Origin of the sequence: Acinetobacter sp. YH12041, assembly GCF_013419975.1 — a bacterium.
Classification (GTDB): Bacteria; Pseudomonadota; Gammaproteobacteria; order Pseudomonadales; family Moraxellaceae; genus Acinetobacter.
The window spans coordinates 1-21,982 of record NZ_VOZC01000033.1; the positions used below are offsets into that span (position 1 = coordinate 1).

Below are 21,982 nucleotides of genomic sequence, written 5' to 3' on the forward strand. Positions count from 1 at the left end.
ACTTTATTCAGTTTATTGAAAGGTCAGTACAATTTATTGACAAGCAAAGCACGTAGTGTTCATGGATTTCTAGGAGGGATTTACGCGTCCTTGTGTGCATATCAACTGATCCATAAAAATAAGCCAACAATTCAAATTATGAAGTCATCAGCTTAAGCAGGATTCGGGTTAATTAAAATAGTCGGGATTAATTAAAAAATAAAAAAGAACCCGCATCAGGCAGGCTCTTTTCTAATATGAAATTGGGGAGGGCTTCAGAAGTCGTAACGCATACCGACCGATAGTCCGAAGCTGTCTTCACCACGTGCGCCAGCCACTGCATTGCTACGGCCTTGTGCCCAAGGTGTCAGATTTGAGTTTTCATCATTTAATACACTGGCCAGATTGCTGTAGATGCGGACTGCTGGGTCAAGACGATGTTCAATTCCAATCGCCAGTAAAGTAGCATTGGCATCATCGGCATCTACATCACGGTGAAAGACCTGTCCACGCAATGAGGTCTTGGCTGCTAATTTATATTCACCCGCGATGCCAAAGACCTGAGCATCAGGATTGACTTCGGTATTGTCATGCTGAAGGAACTGATACAGACCACCGAGTTTCAAGTCTGGCGTGATTTTGTAGGCACCTGCAATCCGGAAACCATCACGTTCACCACGACTGGCTTCTTCTTCATAATGTTCATATGCCGCTGCAAAATCAACTTTATCTTTTTGGTAGGTAAGGGCAAGGTCATAAGCCTTATCTTTATCTTTTTCACCATCCTTAGATGCATCCGGGCTGTTGGCTTCATGTAGGGAAAGTGCACCCAGAACATTAAATCCATTGCCGAATTTTGGTGATTTATATTCAATGCTATTGGCATTACGTTCATCAAAACGCAGATTCCCTACTCGGGTCACATTACGTACATCGCCGACCATATCTCCAAAGAAATTAACTGGACTGCGCGCCACTTTAAATGGGCTGTCGAAACGGCCGATCCGTGCCTGACCGAACTCACCTTTTAAACCGACAAAGGTATCACGAGTAGCAAACTCGACATCATCATTTGCAGAGCCACTGGCAAAGTTAATTTCCTGCTCAATCTGGCCAAATACGGTCATGCCATTTTCAAGTGTCTGTTCAGCTTTAAATCCAAGGCGTGATGCATTGGAGGAAATTCCAATTTCATTATAATCTTGGCCATCATCCAGATAATCTAAAGACACATGTGCACGGCCATAGACTTTGACATCAGCAGCGACTGCCATGAGCGGTGTAAAAACGCTTGCCCCAATTGCGAAAATGCAAAGTGATTTTTTCATATAAAGCTCCAATCAGACTTTTTTAGGTCTTTTGAGGTGTATGCAGTAGCTCGGTCTTGGCTACCATCCTGTATTGGTGCTCAGTATTGAGGATGAATAAGTCAGTATGGTTAAGGAAATATTGCAGATCTATGAAATCTAAAAAGGGAGCAATTTTAATTTTTAAGATTCTGTGCAGGATTTTTTTGCTTTAGTTAACGCTGATCCAGTAGATGAGTAATGCGGTTTTAATAAAGTCATTTAAGAGGAATACTGTATTTATGAATGGTGATAAAAAATGAAAAATAAGGCATAAAAAATGGAGCCGAAGCTCCATTTTTAAGGACGAAGAATGAATTAAAGAGCAGCTTTAATTTTCTCTGCCAGTTGTTTGATTTTTTCCTGATCACCCATTTGTGCAGCATGTTTGCCGAGATTGTGCAAAGAGGTAGGTACCAGATGGAAATGAACATGCGGAACAGTCTGACCCGCCGCAGCGCCAGAGAGCTGCATCAGTACAATGCCATCTACACCTAAACCTTTTTCAATCGCTTTGGCTATTTTTTGCACCACCTGAATGGTATAGGCCGCAACTTCAGGATCTAGGTCAAGCAGGGTAATTGCGGGTGTTTTAGGAATGACCAGAGTATGACCATCGGCCTGTGGCATGATGTCCATAAATGCAAGAACTCGGTCATCTTCATACACTTTAATTGCTGGAAGTTCATCACGCAGAATTCGTGCAAAAATATTTTGGTCATCGTAAGTCATAAGTGCATTCCTTGAGCAGAATTGAATTGTATTATTTACAGTTCAATTCTTTCTGACGTTCTTTGATCGCGTCAAGACGTTGCTGCTCTTTTTCTGAAAATTTTGGCTTGGTTGTGTAGCAATTGTCATTAAACTTTGCTTTTGCTTCAGGATCCTTGAAACAGAAACCTTTTGATGCATAAATGACATCATGGTCATTTTTCAATTTTTTGCATTCCTGTTCAGATGCAAGAACCGATGTTGAAGCCCCAAACAAAGTTGCAGAACCGACGAGTGCTGCAACAAATAACTTATTCATAAGAGTTTCCTCAGGTATCACTGCATGTGGCTAGTCTATAGTCACAATATTAGGTTTGTTTATTATTATTCAATGGCGAGATATTACTCAATGGTAATATTACTCCATGATTCATACATTTTTACAGCACTGGAAAAGTCACTATTTTTATCCGACAGATTGCTAGCAGCTTGCACCAGACTTTGACCTAAAGCGAGAAGTGGCACTGCCAGTTTGGCATCACGCGCGAGATCAAGTGCAATGCCGGTATCTTTGGCTAAAAGAGGCAGGGCAAAGGTAACAGGGAAGCTACGGTTCAAAATACGCTGTGGTAAAACGGTTTCAGTCACATTGCTTTTACCGCTTGATGCATTGATACAATCCAGTGCTTCATTCAGGTCAACACCGTGTGCTTTCAGCGTGGTAAAGCCTTCTGCTGCCGCACACAGGTTTACAGCCAGTAACATATTATTTACCGCTTTTACTGCAAAGCCAGCACCTGATGTACCCACATGCTTGATCAATTTGCCAAAAGCCTGCATCGCTGGCAGGGCGTTTTCAAAGCCTTCCGCATTACCGCCGACCATCACAGTTAATGTGCCATTTTCAGCGCCAATGGTCTGACCACTTACAGGCGCATCCAGGAAAATCACACCCTGTTCAGCCAGTGCTTCCTCTAAGCGCCGGGCAGCGTCAGGAACACCACTGGTACAGTCTACCCAAATACTGCCAGCTTTAAGGCTGAGGCCTTGGACTAATACTTCAACATCGGCACTGGTTGGCAGGCATGAAAAAATAATATCTGCCTGAACTGCCTGTTCTAAAGCGACAGCTTGGGTGCCATATTCAGCAGCATGTTCTTCAGCCTTGGCAAAAGTACGGTTCCAGACATAAACTGTCTCAAAATGCTTGGGTAAATGCGCTGCCATGCGATAACCCATTGCGCCTAAACCAATAAATGCCACTGACTGAATCATGTCATACCCTCTGAATAAAATAATAAATACCTGAAAATTGCCGGCTCTTCCGGAATTAAGCATCTATCCGGGTTGAGCGTTGTGCCAGCCAGGTGGTCAGTTTCGGCCAGAATGTATTGGCTGTTTTCTGATTGGACATCAGTCCAAGATGACCACCCGGGATAAGAGTAAACGTCTTATCGGTACTACTTGTCAATTCCATCAAAGGTTTAGCTGACTGTTCCGTAACAATCTGATCGGTTTTCCCAGCCCCGACCAGTAAGGAACAGTTAATATTTTTTAGGTCAATCGTTCGGCCGTTTAAAGTCATTGAGCCATTTTTTAAAGGATTTTGCAGCCATAAGTGCAGCACCATGTCCTGATTGATTCCACCCGGATAATCAATCATCTTGTTCAAAAAATTGCCCATGGTGGCATGTTCATAGACATCTTCAACATTTTCCAGGTTCATCAAAAACTGCTTCTGGCTTTTAAACCAGCCAATCGGATCAAGGAGCTTAAATCCCAATGCATTGATGATGCCGGGCGAATGAATATATTCCTTAGGAATCAATCCTTGATGAATCGCCTGTTGCAGGGTTTTATTTTTGGAAATGAGCTTGTTGGTGGTGCTAAAAAGCTTGCCAACGCGACCGGATGCATAACTGTCAATCGGGCTACCCAGTACAATCAGGTTTTTAACATGTTCAGGGGAATGTAGCGCAGTATAAAGCGTGACAAAAATTCCAGCCATACTCCAGCCATGCAAGGAAATAAACTGACTGCCTGAATGCGAGCAGATTCGTTCAATAGCCTGAGGAATCGCGCCGTCGATAAAAGACAGGAAATTCAAGTGACGGTGTTTATAACGGAAACGTTTCCATTCCACTAAATAGACATCAAAACCGCTATGCTGAAAATGCTTGACTAGTGAACGGTAAGGATAAAGATCATAAATATCCATATTGATCGCAAGAGGGGCAACAAAGACTAACGGCTCACGGTACTTTTTTTCAGGCGCTGCATAATAGCGAATTTTGCAGAATTCAGTCGCAGCAATATATTCAAATGGCGTTTTTTGCGAAAGAATCAGGGAAGACGAGTTAAATAACCGTGCATTCAGGTGTTTTAATTTTTTCTTCTGGCGTTGAATATTTTGTTTTAACTGAATCATGTAAATAATTTATCCGTATACAAAGGAGAATTGGTCGAAGTCTAAGCAATAATTGCTTATTATGCCTTGACCTGAAATAGCTTAGACGCTCAAAATGTTGGCAATTTTTTACAAAAGGCAGCCTTTGGGCTGAAGTAAAGTGATGAGCCAGCAAGACGATTTTAACTATCAATTAGAAACTTTAGCCATCCGTACTGGTCACACCCGTAGCTTTGAGGGTGAGCATGGTGAACCGATTTTTCTAACATCGTCATTTGTTTATGAAAATGCGGCTGAAGCTGCAGCAAAATTTTCAGGCCAAGAGCCGGGTAATATTTATTCTCGCTTTACCAATCCAACTGTTGCCATGTTTGAAAAGCGTCTGGCTGCTTTAGAAGGCGCAGAACGTGCTGTTGCGACCAGCTCTGGTATGGCTGCCATTATGGCTGTAGCGATGGCTTACCTGAAAGCAGGTGATCATGTGATCTGTTCGCGCGCAGTATTTGGTTCAACAGTTTCTCTATTTGAAAAATACGTGGCTAAATTTGGTGTCGCAGTTGAGTTTGTCGACTTGACTGATCTGGATGCATGGAAAAATGCCATCAAGCCAGAAACCAAATTACTCTTTGTTGAATCTCCATCAAACCCACTGGCTGAAGTGGCAGATATTCAGGCTTTGGCAGATATTGCGCATGCCAATGATGCATTGCTCGCGATTGACAACAGCTTCTGTACACCAGTGTTACAACAACCACTCAAATTTGGTGCAGACTTAGTCGTATATTCTGCGACTAAATATCTGGATGGCCAAGGCCGTGCACTCGGTGGCGCTGTAGTAGGTAACCATAAATTGCTTGAAGAAATCTTCGGTTATGTACGTACCACTGGTCCTTCTATGAGCCCGTTCAATGCTTGGGTATTCCTGAAAGGTCTGGAAACTTTACGTTTACGTATGCGTGAACATTCTGCCAATGCACAAAAACTGGCTGAGTTCTTAAATGCACATCCGAAAGTAGAAAAAGTTTACTATGCTGGTTTGCCTGAACATATCGGTCATGAACTGGCTGCAAAACAACAAACCGGTTTCGGTGGTATCGTATCTTTCGAAGTGAAAGGTGGCCGTGAAGGCGCCTGGAAAGTAATTGACAATACCCAGTTCATTTCAATCACTGGTAACTTAGGTGATGTGAAATCAACGATTACTCATCCAGCAACAACCACGCATGGTAAATTGTCTCCAGAAGCCAAAGCAGCAGCGGGTATTCGTGAAGGTTTAATTCGCGTTTCTGTTGGTTTGGAAGAGATTGATGATATTATTCGCGACATTACACGCGGTTTAGATCTAATCTAATTTTATAAATATATGTTCGGAGATCTTTATGAACATTAATATGTTGATGCAGCAAGCACAGCGCATGCAAAAAGAAGTCGAAAACAACATGAAAAAAGCCAAAGAAGAGCTTGCGCAAACTGAAGTGCATGCTGAGGCTGGTGGCGGTCTGGTGAAAGTTACCATGACTTGCCGCAATGTGGTGAAACGTATCGAAATCAATCCTGAACTGTTACAGGACGATCCAGATATGATCGAAGATCTGATTGCAGCAGCGATGAATGATGCAGCGCGTCAAGCAGAAGCGATCTCTGAAGAGAAAATGAAATCTGCAAACTCAGGTATGGGCTTACCACCTGGTCTGGCTGGTTTATTCTAAGGAAGTATGCGCAATGTTTAGTGATCGTTTTGATCAACTGGTTCAAGCATTACGCATTTTGCCAAGCGTTGGGCCGAAATCGGCCCAGCGTATGGCTTTGCATTTAATCATGAAAAATCGTGAAGGGGCGATCGGTCTGGCACATGCCTTAACTGAAGCAACCGATCACATTCATGAATGCTCGATCTGCCATTCATTGACGGAAGATGAAGTCTGTAATATCTGTACCTCACTTGAGCGTGATGATGAACTGCTTTGTGTCGTGGAATCACCGGCAGATGTCATGGCAATTGAGCAAAGCGGCAGTTTCCGCGGTAAATATCATGTTCTGGGTGGTCATCTGTCACCTCTAGATGGAATCGGGCCTGAAGAAATCGGTATTCCATATTTACTGCAACGCTTAAGTCAAGGGCAGATCAAGGAAGTGATTCTGGCCACCAATGCGACTGTCGAAGGACAGGCAACCGCACATTATCTGGTTGAAGCCAGTAAACATTTACCTGTGCAAATGACGCGTATCGCTCAAGGGGTGCCTCAAGGCGGAGAACTGGAGTATGTAGATAGCCATACTCTGAGTCAGGCAGTGCATAACCGGATGCGAATTAAGTGAAATATTAATTATATTCTCTTAATATATAATATAAAAAATATATTAGTAAAAATATAAAATGTTTACTAGATAAGCTATATTCGAAAAATATGGAACAAAAAGTGTGATTTGGTTGTCATATTTTTATATAAAAATTCTATATATCGGGTAATATAGCTTCATCGAGCATCTAATTTTAGACTCAGTCTTTATGTTTCAATTTATTCAACATCAGCACGACTTAAATCATGTCCTGAACCTTATGGATCAAAATCCGGTCTATGGCCTGGATACAGAATTCATTAAGGTAGACACCTTATGGCCAAAACTTGGTGTTTTTCAAATCAATGTCAATAACAATGTCTACCTGCTGGATGGAACAACACTGGATCTGAGTGAATTTCTGAACAAGATTTTTAATGCTCAACAGAATATTTTCCATGCCTGCAGTGAAGATATTGACCTGATTTACCACTACACCCAGAAAAAAGCCCTGAGCAATGTCTTTGATACACAGGTCGGCATGTCATTCCTCGGACATGGTTTGCAGGTCAGCTATCAGAATGCCTTAAAACAGATGCTGGATGTCGATATTGAAAAAGATCAGACCCGTTCTAACTGGCTGGCACGGCCTCTAAGCTCTGAACAGTTACTGTATGCAGCCAATGATGTGCATTATCTGGTGCAACTGTCGGATAAAGTCAAACAGGATCTGGAAAGCAAATATCTGCTCGATTTCGCTCTTGAAGATTGCCGTTTTTTGACCCATGAAATTGGTGAAGAAACACCGACTGCCTTGCTTTATCAGGATGTCGGTAATTATCGTCATTCACGCCGTCAATTAATGCAGTTGCAACAACTGGCTGTATGGCGTGAGCAGATTGCCAAGGCGCTGAATCAGCCGCGTAGTTTTATTCTGAAAAACTCGACCATGATTGATCTGGTGGAGAAATTCCCGCGCAATAATTTCCAGCTCAGTCAGATGAAAGACATCCGGGCCAATATTGTCCGTGAACATGGCAAGACTATTCTGGATCTGTTGAAATTCCTGCCTGATCAAGCCGACTGGCCATTACGTCTGGCACGTCCAATCCGCCATTCATCCAGAGAGATTGGCGAGAAGGTCGAAACAATGATCCAGAATATATCCAATGAAATCTCTGTACCGAAAGAAGTGCTGATGCGAAAGAAATGGCTGAATGCCTTATATCAGCATGTGGTATGTCATAAGGATGAACAGGATCTGCCAAACTACTTGCTCGGCTGGCGTTATGAGTTATTAACTCTGCCGCTAATTAAGGTATTGCATCAGGACGAGTCTTATCTGTCGACCCAGATGAAAGTGGTTGAGTGATTTTTACTGGATTGATTAAAGATAAAGCAATTATACAAAATCACGACTGATGCATTTGAAGCGGCTAATGTTTCTGTCGTTTTTTTGATGTATCCTTGCGATTGTTTTTTCAGAAAAGTCGTTTGAAACATGCAAGTGTCTATCTACAAATCTAGCAAAAAAGATGAAATGTATCTTTATGTGGCGCGTCCTGCAGATGAGAACGAAGCCGAAACCTTTGAACCACTAGAGGTATTGGCTGAACCGGTACGTGTTGCGTTTGGTCGTGCGACTTTTGTCATGCATCTTGAATTGAGTGAATCGCGTAAACTGGCACGTGCCAATGTTTTACATGTGATGGATTCAATTTCTACCCGTGGCTTCTTCCTGCAAATGCCACCAGAAGGTTTAATTAACCCGAATGCGCCAGCACCAGAAGGTCTTCGTGGGGCTTAAGTTCAGTTCAGGAGTTGTGAAATGAATGGTTTTGTAGCTGTATTGGACTCAATTCCTGACCAGAGTATTGCGTTTGCAGTGTATCTGCTGGGCAGTCTGATTGCGTTAGCCTGCTGGTATGGCGTGACCAAGCGCATGCCAAAGGCAATGGGCGGTTTTTTATGGCTGTTGGCCTTTGCCGTGCTGTTGACCCCAACCGTTTCTGAAGGTAGCAATGCTTCAGTTGCACCTGCTATTTTCGGGCTGCTGTTTGGGATTCTGACCAAGGAATATGAACTCGTTTGGATTAATGCGTCACTTATTTTATTTGTCATTGGTATCGGGTCTGTGATTGGCTATTGCTGGTCGACCTACGCATCCAGTAAAACGGGTCTTGGGTCAAACAAGAAAAGTTCACCGCTGTAAATAAAAAAATAAGGTTCAATCATGTCTGCTGATATTCAACAATTCTCAGGTACGGATCAGTACATTGCCACTGACAGTTTAAAACTGGCTGTGAAAGCTGCGCGTAGTTTGCAAAAACCCTTGCTGGTTAAAGGTGAGCCGGGTACAGGTAAAACCTTGTTGGCTGAACAGGTGGCACAAAGCCTCGGACTGAAGCTGATTACCTGGCATATCAAATCAACCACCAAAGCACAGCAGGGCCTGTATGAATATGATGCAGTATCACGCTTACGTGATAGTCAGTTAGGTGATGATCGCGTTTATGACATCAAGAACTACATCAAGCCGGGTAAACTCTGGGAAGCATTTACCAGTGAAGAACGCTGTGTATTGCTGATTGATGAGATCGATAAAGCAGACATCGAGTTTCCAAATGACTTGCTGCACGAACTCGACAAGATGTCTTTCTTCGTTTATGAAACGGGTGAAACCATTACTGCGACCCAGCGTCCGATTGTCATCATCACTTCAAATAACGAGAAAGAACTTCCAGATGCCTTCTTGCGCCGTTGTTTCTTCCACTATATCGAGTTTCCGGATGAAGCGACCATGCGTGAAATTATCGATGTGCATTTTGAGAATATTTCAACAACGCTGGTGAATGAAGCTCTGCAAATCTTCTTCAAATTACGCCAGATTCCAGGCTTGAAAAAACCACCTTCAACTTCTGAACTGATCGACTGGTTAAGTCTGTTAATGGCAGATGATATGCCGGAAGACATTTTAAGAAATACCGACAAGTCCAAAGCGATCCCGCCTTTGTACGGCGCGCTGATCAAAAATGAGCAGGATGTACAACTGCTTGAACGTTTAGCCTTTATGTCGCGTCGCTAAGGGAGAAACACGCATGTTTGTGCGATTGTTTTATACTCTCAGAAAATATGGCGTACCAGTTTCCACCCGTGAGCTGATTGATCTGAATCAGGCAGTGGCGGCAGGCGTAGTTTTTGCCGATCAGGACGAGTTCTATCAGCTTGCTAAAACTGTGATGGTCAAAGACGAGCGCTACTTCGACAAGTTCGATCGTGCCATGAAAGACTACTTTGATGGTATCGCGACCTTTGATCTGGATGAGCTGCTGAATCAGGTGCATAAACTGCCCAAAGATTGGTTTGATCTGGAACTTCTGGAAAAGCACTTGACTCCTGAACAGCGTGAAGAACTAAAAAAAGCCGGATCGCTGGAAGAACTGATGAAAATGCTGGAAGAACGCTTGCGCGAACAGCATAAAAAACATCAGGGCGGGAATAAGATGATTGGTACTGGTGGCACATCGCCATTTGGTGCCTATGGTGATCATCCTGAAGGTGTGCGCATTGGCGGGCCGGGGCGTAAACGTTCCGCTGTCAAAGTCTGGGAACAGCGTCAATACCGTAATCTGGATGATGATCAGATTCTTGGTAGTCGTCAGATGCAGATGGCACTGCGCCGTTTGCGTAAGTTCGCTCGTCAGGGTGCGGCTGAAGAACTGGACATTGATAGTACTATTCGTGAAACCGCCAAACAAGGCATCTTGGATGTTCAGTTGGTGCCGGAACGTCGTAACCGTATTAAAGTACTAATGCTGTTTGATATCGGTGGATCAATGGATGCGCATATCGCTCAGTGTGAAAAACTGTTTAGCGCCGCTAAGACCGAATTTAAGACTCTGGAATATTTCTATTTCCATAATTGTCTATACGACTATGTCTGGAAAGATAATATCCGTCGTTCCAGCTCGCGCATGAATACCTGGGATCTGTTCAATACCTATGGACGGGATTACCGGGTGATTGTAGTAGGTGATGCCAGCATGGCACCCTATGAGTTGAACTCCGTCGGTGGTTCGGTCGAATATATGAATGATGAGGCAGGACAGGTCTGGTTACAGCGTCTGCGTCAGCATTTTGATAAAACCGCTTGGCTCAATCCTGAAGAAGAAAAATACTGGCATTACACGCATACTATTGGCCTGATTAAGCAAATCTTTGAAGATCATATGTTTCCAATGACCTTAAAAGGTATTGAGGATATGACCAAATATCTGGCGCGTTGATTCCATTTATCTATAAGTGACTTTATCTATAGTTATTAGTGCTTTAAAATGAATTATTCTAGTATAAAGTCACTTGTTATACCTTATTCCAATATTCAGGAATTATTATGGCTCATCAAATTAATGGTATTGCGTTGCCCAATGAAGAGGGTTTCTTTGGTCAATATGGCGGTCAGTTCATTCCACCGGATCTAAAACAGGCCATGGATGACATCAATGTTGCCTATCAGGAAATCCGTCAAACTGAAGAATTTCAAAATGAATTAAAAGACCTGTTTGCTAACTATGTCGGCCGTCCTAGCCCTTTGTTTCATGCTAAACGCCTTTCTGACCAGTTAGGTGGAGCACAGATCTATTTAAAACGTGAAGACCTGAATCATACCGGTGCACATAAAATCAATCACTGCCTGGGTGAAGCACTGCTGGCGAAATATATGGGTAAAACCAAAGTCATTGCAGAAACCGGTGCAGGTCAGCATGGTGTAGCATTGGCTACTGCATGTGCTTTGGTGGGTATTCCATGTGAAATTCATATGGGCCAGGTGGATATCGAAAAAGAACATCCAAACGTCGTAAAGATGAAAATCTTGGGTGCTAAGCTGATTTCTGTGACGCGTGGTACTGCGACCCTTAAAGATGCAGTCGACAGTGCTTTTGAAGAATACTTGAAAGATCCGAAAAACTATATCTATGCGATTGGTTCGGTGGTAGGACCACATCCATTCCCAATGATGGTGCGTGATTTCCAGTCCATTATTGGCGATGAAATCAAGGTTCAAACCAATGAACGCTTCGGTGCAAACCCAGATTATGTGGTGGCATGTGTGGGTGGTGGTTCAAATGCTATGGGTGCATTCACGGCATTTCTAAATGATCCAGAAGTGAAACTGGTGGGGGTAGAGCCTGCAGGTCATGGCTTAAATACTGATAAGCATTCCGCAACGCTGACTTTGGGTAAACCAAGCCAGTTGCATGGTATGGCCTGTTATGTACTCGAAGATGAGCAGGGGGAGCCTTTACCTGTGCATTCGATTGCTTCTGGGCTGGATTATCCAGGCGTAGGGCCACAGCACAGCCTGCTGAAAGATCTAGGTCGTGTGGAATACACTACAGCAACAGATCAGGAGTGTCTGGATGCCTTTATGACCCTGTCACGCGTTGAGGGAATTGTGCCAGCATTAGAAAGTTCACATGCAGTGGCTTGGGCAATTCGTGAAGCGGGTAAACTGCCTAAAGAGACTAAGATTGTAGTGAATCTTTCAGGTCGTGGTGATAAAGACTCTGACTATGTCGCAGAGAAACTCGGTCTTTAATTTGATCTAATAATCAAAAAATCCCAGTCTTAAGGCTGGGATTTTTTATATCTAATCTGGTTTTGATATGGCATTGTTATTTGTTTGTAATGACATTTTGAGTTTGAGTCTTAATTTACGTATTCAACTAAGAAAGAATTTTAGCCTGAAATATATTGTTGTAACTGATCAATCAGCTTACGTTGATCTTCCATTGCAGCTTTGACCAAGTCACCAATCGAAATCAGGCCAATCAGTTTGTCATTTTCAACTACAGGTAAGTGGCGTAAATGGCGGTCAGTCATTAATGCTAAGCAGTCTTCAACAGAAGTTGCAGAAGTCACGGTTATGACTTTAGGTGTCATAATTTCATTGACCGTGGTATCAAAAGAGGTTCTTTGCATCAATGCGATTTTACGGGTGTAATCACGCTCTGACAAAATGCCGACCACACTATCTTCGTGGGTAACGACCAGCGCCCCGATTCCTTTTTCTGCCATCAGGCTAATTGCTTCTAAAACTGTAGAGTCTGGACGGATGGTATAAACTGCCTGATGTACTTTATCACCGAGCACTTGTGCTACGTTGGTCATTCTATTGAGTCCTTTTTATCTAATTATTATTAGTCCTAGAGTATGTATCCAGCTGAACATCTCTAGGTGTCTATTTTATGTCTTTATAAATAACATGTTTTTAGGCAAAGTGCAGTCTTTGTTGTGAAAAAAACAGGTGACGCATCTGTGGAATGGATAACTTTAGTTTAGTGCCATTGCCGCTACATAAAGTAGGTGTCACGGCTAGTCGGGACAGTGTAGGTAACAAGTTGTTTTCGAAATCTTCCGGGTTGATTCTACGGGGTACATAACCTGGCCAATGTTCCTTGGCATAATTTTTGGCATCCAGAGAATTAAGCCAGAATGGAAAAATATAATCTTCCTGATCACGCATCATCGCCCAACCCTGATGATAGACGCCCCACAAAACGCCGCAATACATCATAGATTTGAGGATGGTCAGCCTCAAAAGAAAGTTTTTACAAATCGGGTCGTATTGAATAATTTTTCGCATTGTCGTTAAAATAAAGTGCTATTAGAGTTCAGCTCTATTCTAGAAAGTTCAAGTGAAATTACTGTTTCAGCTTTGCAAGCAATCGTAATAAATTATGTCTTAATTGCAGTATTTCGAAAAAATGGCATAAAAAAACGTCACCGAGGTGACGTTTCTTCAGGCTTGCATGGTGGCCATGTTCTGCCAGTATTGTGCTTTGAGTGAATCTCGTTCTACACGAAAACCCTGATAATACAGTTCAGCTAAAAAGAGAGCTGCTTTACCGTGACCGGCGCGCGCTGCATCTTCTAATTGTTTTACTGCATCGACAAAGTTCATTTGCGATTGAATGGTATTCACTGCATCTGCATACAGATGTTCCAAATCATGTTGAGAGATATTCTGCATAATATAAAAACTCCTTAATTTTAATTATGATTTCGGATAGACTTTTAAGTCTAAATACAAATATAACTTAGTATTATTAAACTAATATTACAGAATAATGGAAAAGTCAACTATATCAGCTTTCCTGTTTACTTAATTTATAGTTTGTACGATCAAACTATACACACTTGGAAGTTTGGTTGGTATAGATTTTAACAATAGAACAAAAGAAAAGGAGAACAACATGATGCAAAGAACTCTTGAAGGGCTCAGTTTTGATATGCCCCCAACAGCCAGTCAGATTACAGAATTGGCGCATGTACACCGTAAAAAACTGGATGAGGCAATTTATGACAAATATACCCATCTAGGTGATTATAGTCTGGCTCAACGTAAAGAAGTTTATGATTTTACCCGCGCTCTGGACGAAACCCAGCGTGCAGAGTTTTATAGTCACTATAATGATGAATTGGTCCGAATTGCAGATGAAGATCGACTGCATCCACCTGAAGCAGAAGCCGGCTTAAGCAAGTTTGCAATTTTACTGGTTTTAGGTCTGGTGGCTATGGTCATTGCCTGGAGTGTGTACGAATTGTTGAAATCCTAACCGATTTATAGTCATATCGAGATGTGTATTTATACTGGTCATTCAATCTTTGACTTGAACTTCATGGGGCCCAGCCATACACTAGCTGCAACTTGAGGTAGTGTATGGCTATAGATAGCAAAAAATTAAGCGATTTTCTGAATAAAATTAAGCTTGAACAAATTTATAATGCGGTTGTTATTTTCATTGTGGCATTAATCTTATGCCTGGCCACATTTGCCATTTATCGTCCACTGACGACTTCCCAATTTAATTTACTTCAGCAACTTGCAGAACAGCAGAGCTTGCCCCAAACCCAGGATATGGCTCAGGCTTTGCTGCAACAGCAACGCATCCATCGCGGTCAATATCTTAAATTGATGCAGGCGTATCAGCAGGAATCTCTACGGGCTCGTCAGCTTCCGCCGGTTTCTGTGGATATGCCTTAGGTATTGGAATCGTATTCGGTAGTGGTGTAGAAGGATCTAACAGGTTCTGTTCCAATCGTAGTTTTAATGCTTCTTTATCTAGTTCTTGGCTTACCACGACCAGTGTCAAGCGTTCTGGATGCAGATGTTTGCGCACGGCATTTTGCACATCTGCAGCGGTAATTTTGGCTAGACGTTCTGGATAGCGTGACAGATAGTCGGCTTGCTCTGCATAAAAGCCCATCGTGCCTAACTGGGCATTGATTGTGGCATTGCTGCTGTAATTATTCGGAAATGCTCTTAACATCCCGGCCTTGGTTTCTTCCAGTCGCTTAGTATCAATCGGCTGATTTACAAAGTTGATAAAAGCCTGATGTGCGACCTGAATGCTATCTAGCAATTGATCTTGTCTAGTGGAATAACGGAAGCTAAATATACCGGGTGCCTGACTAAAGCTGAATGTACTATAGGCACCATAGGTATAGCCGCGTTTTACCCTTAATTCCTGCATTAATACTGCATTAAATCCGCTACCACCAAACATGCGATTGGCTACTTCCAGAGCAAGCCGATCTTTAGTAAAACGGTTTGGTCCTAAGTGGCCGAAGGTCACATGCGCTTGAGACGAGTTATAAGGCAAATGCACAATATCAAAACCCGATTTTTCTTCAGGTTCAGCTAATGCAACAGCTTTCTGTCCTTGAGGCAAATTGCCTGCAATTCGTTCAGAAAGTTCCAGTGCCTGTTTAGGACTGAGTTTGCCGGTAATGGCAATATTCATGTTTTGTGCCACCAGAAACTGATCACGAAATTTTTTCAGTAAATCTGCTGTGATTTTTTTGGTACTGCCAATGGTGCCGGTAATGGGTTCGGCATAAGGATGCTGGCCATACAATGCTCGATAAAACCGGATATCCATCAGCTTACTTGGATTTTCCTGAAGCTGTTTTTGTCCTACTTGAGTATTGCTGAGTGCTAGCTGAATGCTGGAAGGCTTGAATGTGGCATTTTTGAGAACTTCCATCATCATGGCCAAAGCAGGTTCCATTTTCTTGGGATCTGACAAAGTTCGCAGGCGAACGACAAACATATCGCGATAAGCCTGTACGCTAAATTGTGCGCCCGTGGCATCGAAGACGGAAGCCACCTGTGCAGCCGTATATTTATCTGTTCCTTCACGCATCAGTTTGGCTGCTGTGCTGGATAAGCCAAATAAACCTTTAGCAATTTCCTGATCTCGTGCTGATCCGGCATTAAAGGTCAGTTGAATATCGACCATAGGTAAATCACGGGTTTCAACAAATAAAGTGCGAACTTTGTAGTGATTATTCAGGTCATGAATAAAAGGTGCTTGAAATGCCTGCTTTTGATTAATGTTTTTTAAACTTTGCAGGAGAGGGATCGCTTGTAACTGACTGGGATTATCATTCAGATCAGGTTGGGTATCTAAATAATTTTCTGCCCAAAGGCTTGAACTGAGGCTTAAGCTGGTTAAAAGGATAAGAGAGCGAACTTTAGACATTGTAATAACCATTATTGAGCTTTCTGTTCAGGCAAAAGGTAGAGCGTACTTAAATTTTCACGGACAAAATAGGCATTAGCAACCCGCTGAATGTCCTCTGCACGGACACTGGCATAATGCTGAGGCAGTTCATCCATCAGGCGGTAACTCAATCCATTTACTTCAAGGTTTCCAATCATTTTGGCCTGTCCGCTCAGACTGTCCTGACTATAAATCAGATTTGAAATAAAGCGTGTGCTGATCCGTGCCAGTTCATGCTCAGAAATAGTTTCAGTTTTTAATAAATCAATTTCTTTCTGGATGGCCGTTTGTGCTTCTGTCAGATTTACACCTGGAGCCGGAAGTGCGGAAATACCAAACAGGCTATCTCCACGGTTATAAGGATCATAAGACACACTCACAGAAGTAAGCACTTTGCGGTCGCGAACCAGACGATCCTGCAGGCGGGAAGAAATTCCACTATCCAGCAGGCTGCGGATAATGGTTAGGGCATAGGCATCTTGAGGATTCTTGGCGGTAGCCAAAGATTTTACATTCCATGTCATATACAGATTAGGCACTTGGACATTGCTCTCAATTTCCATATGACGATAGCCTAAGCGCTCAAACTCGAGTACGTCATTACGTGATGGTGTAGGACGCGCCGGAATATCGCCAAAATATTTCTGTACCTGAACGAGAGCTTCTTGAACGTCAACATCTCCGACAATCACCAGAATGGCATTATTCGGGCTATACCAGTCTCGATACCATTTTTTGACATCACTCAGCTGAATATTATTGAGCGTTTTCATGTGACCAATCACGGGCTGACGATAGTGACTGGTGGGGTAACTGATCCATCTAAATCGTTCAAATGCCTGGGCACGCGGATTATCATCAGTACGCTGACGCCGTTCTTCCATCACAACTTTAATTTCCGGATCAAAATCTTGCTGGCGTAACAACAGGTTGCTCATACGGTCAGATTCAAGTTCTAGCGCCATCGGAAAATAGGCTTTGGGATAGAGCTGATAATAGTTCGTGTAATTGGTAAAGGTTGCGGCATTAATACTGCCCCCATAAATCCGGCTCAGGCGGGTAAATTCATCATTGGGAACTTTGTTCGTGCCTTTAAACATCATATGTTCCAAAGCATGAGAGACACCGAGAATATTGCCGGACTCATCACTACTGCCGACTTTATACCAGATCTGTGTCATCACCATCGGAGAGCGATGATCTTCCCGGATAATGACTTTTAAGCCATTACCTAAATATGTTTCGATGGTGGTGCGGGATAATTCACTCTGGGTTGCGGCATGTACGGGGTTAAAACCGAAACTCAGGATGAGTACTGCGACTGGAGAAATCCGCTGTTTGATGATTCTGGATAAGGAGGAGATAGCAAAAAAAGATAGGGACACAAAGTCTTCCAATGAATAGATATTTGTATTTAGGATTATTTTTCAGAAATCTTGTATTGAAAGCAACCAAACACTGTTATTTTTTGGTTGTTTATTCATGGATTGGATTGCCCGCTCAAAACACTGCAAGTTATGCTAGAATTCAATTTTTTAACGCAATGCTTTTCAAGGATTCGGCATGCAACAGCAATCTAATGGGCAAAACAAATTTTTGATTGATGCTGATATCGGAGATGATGATGTCACATTACCGAGTTTACCTGCGGTTAATGTGCCGATTGTAGAAACACCAATCACAATTGCTGAAGTTTCTGCACCTGTAGCGACAGAAGCTCAGGAAGAAGAACCTGCTACAAAAGGCGGTTTCTTTAGCCGTATGAAAGAGGGTTTAACCAAAACCCGTAAAAATCTTGCCGATGGGATGGTCAATATCCTGATTGGTGGCAAAGAAATTGACGATGAATTATTAGAAGAAGTTGAAGAACAGCTTTTGGTTGCAGATATCGGTGTTGATGCGACTAAAACGATTATTGCCAATTTGACTGAACGTACCGCACGTGGTGATCTGATTTACTCTCACTCGCTGTATAAAGCACTTCAGGAAGAACTGGTGGCTCTGCTGGCTCCGCGTGTCAAACCGCTGCATATCGATCCGAATAAAAATCCATATGTAATTCTGGTGGTGGGTGTAAATGGTGTAGGTAAAACCACAACCATTGGTAAACTGGCAAAACGTCTGCAAGGCGAAGGTAAAAAAGTCATGCTGGCTGCGGGTGATACTTTCCGTGCAGCTGCAACTGAGCAGTTACAAATCTGGGGTGAACGCAACAATATCGCCGTAGTTGCCCAAGGTCATGGTGCTGACTCCGCTTCAGTCATTTTTGATGCTTTCGAAAGTGCACGTGCCAAAGGTGTGGATGTTTTAATTGCAGATACTGCAGGCCGTTTGCATAATAAAGGTCACCTGATGCAGGAATTGACCAAAGTTAAACGTGTCATGCAGAAGATTGATGCGACTGCGCCACATGAAGTGATGCTGGTGGTTGATGCAGGTACGGGTCAGAATGCCATTAACCAAGTTGAAATGTTTGATGAAGCAGTGGGTTTAACGGGTTTAACTATTACCAAGTTAGATGGTACTGCAAAAGGTGGTGTACTGTTTAATATTGCCAGCCGTACGCATGTACCGATTCGCTTTATCGGTGTAGGTGAGAAAATTGATGACTTACGTCCATTCTCAGCAAAATCATTCGTTGCTGCATTGTTTGAAACTGAAAAATAATTAATGCGGCTTGTGTCACATAAACTCCGCTAAATGCGGAGTTTTTTGTTTTTAAGAAGTTTGAATGCTCTAAAAAGCAGCATGAAAAAAACAGTAAATCCTGCCTACCTGAATAAACCCATTATAATTGTATGGGATTTTCCTGGTGATTGAAGTTCAGGCTATATGTAGAGGGTAGAAAATGGCATTACTCAATAAAATTGGGCAGGTATTAACAACTGACCTGACTAAGGATTTTAAATTTCCTAAAAAAAGTAAAGCAGTTAAAAATTTAGAATTCACTTTTGTTGAGAAATTAAAAAAGTGCCGTGGGACCTATCAGCTAGGTAAGCGTGTGCATTACAGTCAGGCTTATCTGACCGAGCTGATTCAGGAAGCTGTGCATAGTTGTCCTTCAGCCTATAATTCACAAAGTGCACGCATTATCGTGCTATTTGCCGATTCACATCATCAATTCTGGAATATTGTGAAAGACATTCAACGCCAGCATGTGCCGGCATCGGTCTATGAAGGGATTAGAATCAAGCTGGATCAATGTGCAAATGCCTATGGCACGATTTTATTCTATGAAGATCAGCGCGCCATTCAGCAATTACAGAAAAAGATTCCATTTAGTGCCGATGATTTTCCACTGTGGTCAGAGCAGACTTCTGGCATGGTACAGTTTGCTGCGTGGACTGCGCTGGCAGATGCTGGTCTAGGTACTTCTTTGCAACATTATAATGCGCAGATCAATCACCCTGTAGCTGAGCATTTTAAGATTGATGAAAACTGGTTGCTACGTGCTCAGCTCTGTTTCGGTTCAATTGAAGAAGCAATAGAAGATAAAATTGAGTCTGTAAACCCAGACAGCTTCCAGGTATTTAGCTAAGACCTGTGATTCTTGAAATTAGTATGTGCTAAGGTGACTGATACAAAGGATCAACCTTAACATCTCTGAGAATGTTCTATAAATAAAACACATTGTTATCGAAATAAGACTGTTTTAGGCAGTGAAAATGCTTAGGATGATCTTATCGGTTTTAAATAATCAGAATAGAACGAGGTGAGATCATGGCATTCCTAGATCATATTAAAAAACGCCGTAGTATTTATGCCATTGGGAAAAATGTCAGCCTGGATCAGGCAGAAATTGAGAACATCATTAAAGAGGCGGTGAAACATAGTCCCTCATCTTTTAACTCGCAATCTTCACGCGTGGTGATTTTGTTTGGTCAATCACATGATACTTTCTGGCATATTGTGCGTGAAACTTTACGCGACCTGGTGTCAGCAGATGCTTTTGAGGCTACCAATAGCAAAATAGATGGTTTTGCGGCAGGTTATGGAACTGCACTGTTTTATGAAGACCAGAATGTCATTAAAGGAATGCAAGAAAAATTTGCGCTATATGCAGATAATTTCCCGATCTGGTCAGAGCATGCCAGCGGTATCGCTCAGTTTGCAACCTGGACAGCTTTGGCTGAACATAATATTGGTGCATCACTACAGCATTACAATCCGATCATTGATGAAGAAGTGGCGCAAACTTTTAGTATTCCATCGAACTGGAAGCTTCGTGCTCAATTGGTATTTGGTTCAATCGAAGCCCCTCCAGGTGAAAAAATCTTTATGGATGATGCAGAACGATTTAAGACCTTTGCATAATCGATTTAGAGATGAGAAAGAAGTACTGTTAAGTACTTCTTTTTTTATGTGTGATATAGCAGAAATCAGAAGATAGATAGTCTGATAAATGCTGAGTAAAGTACTGTAGAGACAAAGCATTTGTCATAGAGTTGTCATTTATACACGGCATAGTGCAATGAAAATTTTATATATTAACCAGAATGAGTGAGTGACATGGATTTACGTATCACAGCAGCTGTAGTTGCATTATTGAGCAGCACATCAGCTTTTTCAGCCGTGACATTAACCGTACCTGAAGAAATCAAGATAATCGCAGTGAATGATCAGGAAGTACGTTCAGGTCTATTACGCTCAGATCAAACTTATAAACTGGATGCTGGTACGAATGCGATTAGTGTTCGCTATACTGAATTTTTCCAGCACAATGATAATTCTCATGACATTTTAAAATCTGGCGTAGTAACTGTAAAAACTCCAGAACTTAAAGATGGTGAAGCTTATAAATTGGCTTTAATTAACGCGCCTAAAAATTTTGATGAAGCGAAAAAATATAAAGATCAGCCAATTATTGGTTTATATGATGCAAAAAATCAGCTTCTGGTTCAGCAGGCAGGAGCAAAAGAGGTAGCGAAACCATTACTAGGGCAAAGTGTTTTAGGAAAATCTGTGGATTTGACAACGAATAAAGTTGTAACTCCAACTAATCAGCCGGCAGCGGTCTACACTCAAACTGCAAGTACACCAAATGTTGCTACTGCAAACGTTCAGGAAAATGCATCAGTTGGTCAGCTTGATCAGCAATTAATTCAGTTATGGAAGCAGGCATCTAAAGCTGAACGACAAAAATTTATGCATTGGCTTGGCGAGCAGGCAAATTAAAATTTATTGTTCAATATTAAAAGGGATCGTATGCAACGATTCCTTTTAATAAAAACTAAACCAGTAGAAATTCACATTTGCTTAAAATTTCAGGCCAAAAATGACTGGAAAAAAGCATTAAAACTGCTAAAAATAGCAATTCAGATTAAAAAATAAACGTACGATGCGCTTTTTTGAATATTTTTAAGAAAAGCTCTTGCACTGGTTCTGAAACTGTATAGAATACGCAGCACACCAACGCAATGCATGAAACGAAACGTTAAGTGATTGGGTTGGCACTTAAAACTGACGAGGTTTTAAGTGAGATCATTAAGAGATTATGAAGAACAACTTGTGTGGATTTTTACTGGTTGATTGATCGAAATTATTTTCATTGATTGATTGGTTTAAATTACTCGAAGTTTATTTGAGAAATATTTGTCAGAAAATTGATGAGCCAAGTTTAAGAACTTTACTTATAAAGTTCGAAATGATTTTAACTGAAGAGTTTGATCATGGCTCAGATTGAACGCTGG

The 21,982-nt window shown here is 42.0% G+C and carries 25 protein-coding genes and 1 pseudogene; 16 read left to right on the forward strand and 10 right to left on the reverse strand.

Going from position 1 to position 21,982, the window contains the following annotated elements:
- A pseudogene (locus tag FTU00_RS14745) lies at nucleotides 1-156 on the forward strand (IS982 family transposase); the annotation flags it as partial.
- 98 nt (nucleotides 157-254) lie between these two features.
- On the opposite strand, the gene FTU00_RS14750 reads toward FTU00_RS14745, so the two are convergent.
- From FTU00_RS14750 to FTU00_RS14770, 5 genes are all read right to left on the reverse strand, one after another.
- A complete protein-coding gene (locus FTU00_RS14750; protein WP_159124444.1) occupies nucleotides 255-1,307 on the reverse strand; it encodes a porin in 1,053 nt (350 codons plus the stop codon).
- 336 nt (nucleotides 1,308-1,643) lie between these two features.
- Nucleotides 1,644-2,057 carry an HIT family protein gene (locus FTU00_RS14755; protein WP_180018324.1) on the reverse strand — a complete coding sequence of 138 codons (414 nt, stop codon included), beginning with the start codon at nucleotides 2,055-2,057 and terminating at the stop codon, nucleotides 1,644-1,646.
- A 31-nt stretch (nucleotides 2,058-2,088) separates the two neighbouring features.
- The gene (locus FTU00_RS14760) at nucleotides 2,089-2,355 is read right to left on the reverse strand and encodes a YARHG domain-containing protein (protein ID WP_159124442.1); all 267 of its coding nucleotides are present in this window, start codon (nucleotides 2,353-2,355) and stop codon (nucleotides 2,089-2,091) included.
- 83 nt (nucleotides 2,356-2,438) lie between these two features.
- Nucleotides 2,439-3,311: an NAD(P)-dependent oxidoreductase gene (locus FTU00_RS14765; RefSeq protein WP_180179954.1), complete on the reverse strand. Its 873-nt coding sequence runs from the start codon at nucleotides 3,309-3,311 to the stop codon at nucleotides 2,439-2,441.
- 55 nt (nucleotides 3,312-3,366) lie between these two features.
- Nucleotides 3,367-4,464: an alpha/beta fold hydrolase gene (locus tag FTU00_RS14770; RefSeq protein WP_034171075.1), complete on the reverse strand. Its 1,098-nt coding sequence runs from the start codon at nucleotides 4,462-4,464 to the stop codon at nucleotides 3,367-3,369.
- A 142-nt stretch (nucleotides 4,465-4,606) separates the two neighbouring features.
- Between FTU00_RS14770 and FTU00_RS14775 the strand changes: the two genes are divergently transcribed.
- The 9 genes from FTU00_RS14775 to trpB all read left to right on the forward strand — a co-directional run bounded on the left by FTU00_RS14775 (nucleotide 4,607) and on the right by trpB (nucleotide 12,322).
- Entirely contained in the window at nucleotides 4,607-5,794 is a 1,188-nt protein-coding gene (locus FTU00_RS14775) for an O-succinylhomoserine sulfhydrylase (RefSeq protein ID WP_180012914.1), read from the forward strand.
- Nucleotides 5,795-5,822: 28 nt separating this feature from the next.
- Entirely contained in the window at nucleotides 5,823-6,152 is a 330-nt protein-coding gene (locus FTU00_RS14780; RefSeq protein WP_125279140.1) for a YbaB/EbfC family nucleoid-associated protein, read from the forward strand.
- A gap of 13 nt (nucleotides 6,153-6,165) precedes the next feature.
- Nucleotides 6,166-6,762 (forward strand): recombination mediator RecR, encoded by a 597-nt coding sequence (gene recR, locus FTU00_RS14785; protein ID WP_125279141.1) that lies wholly within the window; start codon nucleotides 6,166-6,168, stop codon nucleotides 6,760-6,762.
- A 190-nt stretch (nucleotides 6,763-6,952) separates the two neighbouring features.
- A complete protein-coding gene (locus FTU00_RS14790; protein ID WP_005235921.1) occupies nucleotides 6,953-8,095 on the forward strand; it encodes an HRDC domain-containing protein in 1,143 nt (380 codons plus the stop codon).
- Between the two features lie 129 nt (nucleotides 8,096-8,224).
- On the forward strand, nucleotides 8,225-8,530 hold the full coding sequence (locus FTU00_RS14795) for a YcgL domain-containing protein (protein WP_004783715.1): 306 nt from the start codon (nucleotides 8,225-8,227) through the stop codon (nucleotides 8,528-8,530).
- 21 nt (nucleotides 8,531-8,551) lie between these two features.
- Entirely contained in the window at nucleotides 8,552-8,935 is a 384-nt protein-coding gene (locus tag FTU00_RS14800) for a hypothetical protein (protein WP_180003755.1), read from the forward strand.
- Between the two features lie 21 nt (nucleotides 8,936-8,956).
- A complete protein-coding gene (locus FTU00_RS14805) occupies nucleotides 8,957-9,808 on the forward strand; it encodes a MoxR family ATPase (RefSeq protein WP_180179955.1) in 852 nt (283 codons plus the stop codon).
- A 13-nt stretch (nucleotides 9,809-9,821) separates the two neighbouring features.
- A complete protein-coding gene (locus FTU00_RS14810) occupies nucleotides 9,822-11,009 on the forward strand; it encodes a VWA domain-containing protein (protein ID WP_180179956.1) in 1,188 nt (395 codons plus the stop codon).
- Nucleotides 11,010-11,116: 107 nt separating this feature from the next.
- A complete protein-coding gene (gene trpB / locus FTU00_RS14815) occupies nucleotides 11,117-12,322 on the forward strand; it encodes a tryptophan synthase subunit beta (RefSeq protein WP_125279145.1) in 1,206 nt (401 codons plus the stop codon).
- 140 nt (nucleotides 12,323-12,462) lie between these two features.
- On the opposite strand, the gene FTU00_RS14820 is transcribed toward trpB, so the two are convergent.
- The 3 genes from FTU00_RS14820 to FTU00_RS14830 form a co-directional block, all read right to left on the reverse strand.
- Complete coding sequence (locus tag FTU00_RS14820; RefSeq protein WP_125279146.1) at nucleotides 12,463-12,894, reverse strand: CBS domain-containing protein; 432 nt, start codon at nucleotides 12,892-12,894, stop codon at nucleotides 12,463-12,465.
- Between the two features lie 100 nt (nucleotides 12,895-12,994).
- Nucleotides 12,995-13,369 carry a DUF2750 domain-containing protein gene (locus FTU00_RS14825; protein ID WP_034171083.1) on the reverse strand — a complete coding sequence of 125 codons (375 nt, stop codon included), beginning with the start codon at nucleotides 13,367-13,369 and terminating at the stop codon, nucleotides 12,995-12,997.
- Nucleotides 13,370-13,525: 156 nt separating this feature from the next.
- Nucleotides 13,526-13,759 (reverse strand): hypothetical protein, encoded by a 234-nt coding sequence (locus FTU00_RS14830; RefSeq protein WP_034171084.1) that lies wholly within the window; start codon nucleotides 13,757-13,759, stop codon nucleotides 13,526-13,528.
- A gap of 220 nt (nucleotides 13,760-13,979) precedes the next feature.
- Between FTU00_RS14830 and FTU00_RS14835 the strand changes: the two genes are divergently transcribed.
- Nucleotides 13,980-14,342, forward strand: a complete 363-nt coding sequence (locus FTU00_RS14835; protein ID WP_081402667.1) for a hypothetical protein — start codon at nucleotides 13,980-13,982, stop codon at nucleotides 14,340-14,342.
- A 104-nt stretch (nucleotides 14,343-14,446) separates the two neighbouring features.
- Nucleotides 14,447-14,770, forward strand: a complete 324-nt coding sequence (locus FTU00_RS14840; RefSeq protein WP_180054032.1) for a hypothetical protein — start codon at nucleotides 14,447-14,449, stop codon at nucleotides 14,768-14,770.
- On the opposite strand, the gene FTU00_RS14845 is transcribed toward FTU00_RS14840, so the two are convergent.
- On the reverse strand, nucleotides 14,694-16,271 hold the full coding sequence (locus FTU00_RS14845) for a pitrilysin family protein (RefSeq protein ID WP_171431261.1): 1,578 nt from the start codon (nucleotides 16,269-16,271) through the stop codon (nucleotides 14,694-14,696). The two genes, FTU00_RS14840 and FTU00_RS14845, sit on opposite strands and share 77 nt — an antisense overlap.
- Before the next feature lie 11 nt (nucleotides 16,272-16,282).
- Nucleotides 16,283-17,623: a M16 family metallopeptidase gene (locus FTU00_RS14850; RefSeq protein ID WP_373686196.1), complete on the reverse strand. Its 1,341-nt coding sequence runs from the start codon at nucleotides 17,621-17,623 to the stop codon at nucleotides 16,283-16,285.
- Nucleotides 17,624-17,855: 232 nt separating this feature from the next.
- Between FTU00_RS14850 and ftsY the strand changes: the two genes are divergently transcribed.
- The 4 genes from ftsY to FTU00_RS14870 all read left to right on the forward strand — a co-directional run bounded on the left by ftsY (nucleotide 17,856) and on the right by FTU00_RS14870 (nucleotide 21,467).
- Nucleotides 17,856-18,959, forward strand: a complete 1,104-nt coding sequence (gene ftsY / locus FTU00_RS14855) for a signal recognition particle-docking protein FtsY (protein WP_180179958.1) — start codon at nucleotides 17,856-17,858, stop codon at nucleotides 18,957-18,959.
- Between the two features lie 181 nt (nucleotides 18,960-19,140).
- On the forward strand, nucleotides 19,141-19,830 hold the full coding sequence (locus FTU00_RS14860; RefSeq protein WP_180130949.1) for a nitroreductase family protein: 690 nt from the start codon (nucleotides 19,141-19,143) through the stop codon (nucleotides 19,828-19,830).
- 182 nt (nucleotides 19,831-20,012) lie between these two features.
- On the forward strand, nucleotides 20,013-20,606 hold the full coding sequence (locus FTU00_RS14865; RefSeq protein ID WP_180179959.1) for a nitroreductase family protein: 594 nt from the start codon (nucleotides 20,013-20,015) through the stop codon (nucleotides 20,604-20,606).
- Between the two features lie 195 nt (nucleotides 20,607-20,801).
- The gene (locus FTU00_RS14870; protein WP_180179960.1) at nucleotides 20,802-21,467 is read left to right on the forward strand and encodes a DUF2057 domain-containing protein; all 666 of its coding nucleotides are present in this window, start codon (nucleotides 20,802-20,804) and stop codon (nucleotides 21,465-21,467) included.
- Nucleotides 21,468-21,982 lie beyond the last annotated feature (515 nt).